Source organism: Iodobacter sp., from assembly GCF_025352645.1.
GTDB lineage: Bacteria > Pseudomonadota > Gammaproteobacteria > Burkholderiales > Chitinibacteraceae > Iodobacter.
This window is the reverse complement of record NZ_JANXSO010000021.1, coordinates 1-4,681: the sequence shown is the minus strand read 5'-3', so window position 1 is coordinate 4,681 and position 4,681 is coordinate 1. Positions and strand designations below refer to the sequence as shown.

General features: G+C 46.3%; 3 protein-coding genes. All 3 read left to right on the top strand.

Features of this window, described 5'->3' with window-relative positions; genetic code table 11:
- The first annotated feature begins 426 nt into the window (after positions 1-426).
- Positions 427-2,400, top strand: coding sequence for a TonB-dependent copper receptor (locus Q0R17_RS02670; RefSeq protein ID WP_293931890.1), 1,974 nt, complete (start codon positions 427-429; stop codon positions 2,398-2,400).
- Between the two features lie 382 nt (positions 2,401-2,782).
- A complete protein-coding gene (locus Q0R17_RS02665; protein ID WP_293931889.1) occupies positions 2,783-4,090 on the top strand; it encodes a GGDEF domain-containing protein in 1,308 nt (435 codons plus the stop codon).
- A 458-nt stretch (positions 4,091-4,548) separates the two neighbouring features.
- On the top strand, positions 4,549-4,681 hold a 133-nt coding region (locus tag Q0R17_RS02660; protein ID WP_374759846.1), incomplete at its 3' end, for a PfkB family carbohydrate kinase.

Below are 4,681 nucleotides of genomic sequence, written 5' to 3'. Positions count from 1 at the left end.
GAACTCAGGCAAAGACAAGCCTTTTTGCATCTGAATGCCATTGATGGGCATGATCCACCTCCGCAAAACAGAACGTTCGTTCACTTTACGCCGCGCGAATGGCTAAATCAAGGGATCCTGAGCAAGAGACATAATCAGGATCCAATTTATAATTAATCGTATTAATACGCCCTTAAGAAGCGCTATTCAACCACAATGACAAATAAATATTTCTGTATAGTGGCTTGCTCCCCAATCCTATCAACTTAAGCGAAATGTTTTTCGTAGAGCGGGTGAAACCCGCCTAGCTTTGCTGAAACACGAAAAACGGCGGGTTTCACCCACCCTACGACAATTCAATACTCCATTTACATAAATCCGTATTATTTTATTAAGAAATAGATTCATTTCCAAACAACACATTAATTCAATAACTGAACCTCACCAATGAAAAAAATAATCGTCCTCGCATTAAGCTCCGCATTTTCAACGCACTTTGCCAATGCAGAAACCATTCAACTCTCCCCCGTTATTGTCACTGCGCCTGCCATGCAAGAAGCGTTAAAAGTAGAGTTTGATGCTAGAAACCCGCAGCAGCCTTTGCCAGCCACCGACGGGGCTAGTTTTTTAAAAACGATTCCGGGTATGAATGTGATTCGCAAAGGCGGAATTGATGGCGATCCGGTATTTAGGGGTATGGCCGGCTCTAGGCTAAATATTTTGCTCGATGGCGAGCAAATTCTAGGCGGATGCGGTGGCCGTATGGACCCACCCACAGCCTATATTTTTGCTGATTCTTATGACAAGGTAAGCCTACTCAAAGGGCCGCAAACCGTGCTGTATGGGCCGGGAAATTCTGCGGGCACGGTGCTGTTTGAACGCAAACCCAGCACGTTTTCGCAAGGCGGCATCAAGGCCAATGCGGCGCTGACCGTTGGCAGCTTTGGCCGCTTTGATGCCATGAGCGAGGTTGCTACCGGCAATGGCAAGGCCGATGTCAGCGTGATTGCCACTCACTCCCAGCAGGATGATTACGAGGATGGCAATGGCAACGCCGTGCATTCCAATTACCAAAGGCACAGTGCCAATCTTACCCTGGGCTGGACGCCTGATGAAGACACCCGTTTGCAGCTTTCTGCCACCCAAAGCGATGGCGAAGCCGCTTACGCCGATCGCGGCATGGATGGCAGTCAGTTTGCACGTAATAGCCTGAGCTTTAAATTCAGCAAAAAGAATATCTCACCGTGGCTTAAGCAGCTGGAAGCACAGCTTTCACATGCCTATATCGATCATGTAATGGATAACTACAGCCTGCGCCCCTATACACTGGGGAAGGAAATGGCCAGTAATCCCGACCGCCTAACCTGGGGCGGACGCATCATGGCCACGCTCAATACCAGCGATGATAGTCAGTTAAAAGCCGGCTTGGATTTCCAGCAGGATGAGCATAGCTTACGCACCGGAAAAGACTATCAAGATAAGCCACGTATCGACGATGCCCGCTTTAAAAATAGCGGCGTCTTTGCCGAATTTAGCTACTTTATTAACGAGCAATCACGGCTGATTAGCGGCGCGCGTGCCGATTTTTGGCAGGGCAATGATAGACGCCAAAGCAGCGCAACTGCCAAGCAAGAGCGCAATGAAATACTCGGCAGTGGCTTTGTGCGTTTTGAGCAAGATATCAGTGCGGACACGATGGTCTACGCAGGCTTAGGCCGCAGCGAGCGCGCACCAGATTATTGGGAGCTGATTAGCAAGCAAAGCGCAGACAGCAATTCTGCCTTTAACACCGCCACCGAAAAAACCAGCCAGCTTGATCTGGGCGCAATCCATCACGATGGCCCCTTATCACTCAGCGCCTCTACGTTTTATAACCAGATTGACGACTATATTTTGATTCAATCTGGCGTGCCCAATGGGCGTATGGGCACAAAAACCATTAGCCGCAATGTGGATGCCAGTACTTGGGGCGGTGAAATGGGGCTGGCTTATCAACTCAGCCCTAAACTAAAAAGTGAGTTAGCGCTCTCCTTTGTGCGCGGCAATAATCAAACCGATCACAGCGCCCTTGCCCAAATCCCCCCACTAGAAAGCCGCGTCAATCTCAGCTGGAATGAGGCCAATTGGAATGTAGGTGGCTTGATCCGTGCGGTGGCGGCACAAAATAGAATCGACTTAGGCAAGGGCAATATCGTTGGGCAAGATACTGGCAGCACGGCAGGCTTTACGATCTTCTCGCTCAACGCCGCTTATAAGCCAAGCAAAAACAGCCAGCTAAGCCTCGGTGTCGATAATCTGTTTGATCGTAGCTACGCCGAGCACATCAGCCGTGCGGGCGCGATGGTGGGTGGATTTTTACAAACGAGCAAAATTAACGAGCCTGGCAGAACGCTTTGGCTGAAAGGGCGAATTAATTTATAATATTTTGGCTTGGGAAGATGGTATAAAGCCATCTTCCCTTAATCTAAAACAAAGCCCCTTATCCATTCAATCACATTAGGGGGCCTCAAATATTTTTAAATAAGACAAGGCGCGTTTTAAAATAATTAACGCTGCATATGCTTGATATGTAATGAGATTTTTTTAAAACGCAACGCAGTATTATGAGATCAGATGGATTTTTCGAGATTCACATTAACCATAAGCAGCACACACTTTTTATATCGATCAACATAATCAATAGCAAGATTGGACTAAACCATCCTAACTGCTGTTTTGCATACTCCGCTAATTTCAACAAGTAACTAGCCATTTGTGCGTTTCAAATCGATACTACAAACTAATGCAATGATAAGGTTTGAACATGCCAGCACAGAAAATCCTCACCCAGTGGCGTATTCTTCAACCCATCCATTTTGTGCTTGGCCTGTTAATTGTGCTGACTGCCACTTTATTACTCTGGCAGCACTACGGCATGAATTTATATTTACGCTTTGACCCCAGCAATTTCAAAAAAGTCAGTGCTAGCGACGATAGAGATACCGAAGGTGGTAAAAGCTTAGGCTCACTCAGCACTAGCCCCAAATACTGGCGTTTAGATTGCCAACTTAAAGAAGGACATCGCTCGCCTTACTGCTCAATTGATCTGGACTTGAGCCATGGCAAACAGGGAATTGATTTCTCTAAATACGCAGATCTCACTATCCAATACCGCTATCAAGATCCACGAGAGCAAATCAATTTGGTATTGATTAATTTCAATGCCGAATATAGCGTGGAGGAGGACTATCGCAGCCAAAAATTTACCGAAATTTATCTACCTGGAGCGCTGGGCTGGAGCACGCATACTTTGAAGTGGAATCAATTTAATGTAGCCTCATGGTGGATTGCTGATAAAAAAATCCCCCCCAAATGGACCGATAATGAATTTAGTAATATTCGGGAAATTCGGGTTGCTAGTGGCCTTTACCCAAAAAGAATAAATCATCAAATTGATCTGGCCTATATCGAATTACACGGAAAATGGATTAGTAATAATACTTTGCAATTATTACTTCTTCTATTATGGGGGGCCAGTGCTGCCTGCTGGCTAATTACTGAATTACGCCGTGCTATGCAGGCATTACAGCATAGCAATAAGCAGCAACAGGCCTTAAAAAACGCACAAGAACATTTAAAAGAAACAAATCAATTACTCACAGAACGCAGCATGCGTGATCCGCTGACCTTGGCATTTAATCGAGAAGGGCTCAGCGTAATACTTGCCAATGAGCCGCCCAATACGCTCAGCAGCATTATTTTTATTGATATCGACCACTTCAAAAAAATAAATGATCATTATGGCCATGCAATCGGTGACCAAGTGCTTTGCCTGCTTACTCAACATATTCAACAGCAAATTCGTCCCAGCGAACAACTCATTCGCTTAGGCGGAGAAGAATTTGTCTTGATATGTCAGCACAGTGCTTTGGCGCAAGCCAAGCAGCTCGCAGAAAAACTGCGCCTCTGGCTATTTAGCCAAAGCTGGCCAACTGGCAGCAGCCTAAGCTGTAGTTTTGGCGTGGCAGAGCGGCTAGAAAATGAAAGTTTTGAAGCGGCGCTACATCGAGCCGATCTTGCGCTGTATCGTGCAAAAGCTGCTGGGCGAAATCGGGTAGAACTTGCTGAATAAGAATGATCGCCCGTTTGCGGCATCGCTCTGTGATATTTATTTCATCGACGATGCCTTTAGCCCAAGCCATTTCCAGTCCAATCATATCTACAATGGCGCGCTCTGCCGCAGATCCCCCTACTCTGTGCACACCTCATTCTTTTCAAAGTAGTTCCTGATTATATCTCTTGCTCAAACCAAGCCATATATTGCATATAGACCAATGTGCTGCGCCCCTAAGGCTTATCTCCCTGCATGTCGATGCATCTCAGGTAAAGCACAAAAATGAGCAAGAGGCATACTCGGGAAGTCGTTTACCCCTACCCTTGTCTAAATGGCCCCAAACAGCGCCCATCAGGAAAATCCCGTAGTTTATTCAAAAGCACTACATTTTCTTGATTTAGATCTATATTATTTGCTGCGTACGGTTTAGCATTGCTCGCAAATCACATCACAATCAGCATAAATAAGGGTGCAGCATGACAAAAATAGTCGTCGTTGGCAGCATGAATATGGATTTAGTCGTCCATAGCCAGCAGCTTCCTCGCATGGGCGAAACGCTGTTTGGCGAGCAATTTTCTACCCATCGGGGTGGCAAAGGAGCCAATCAGG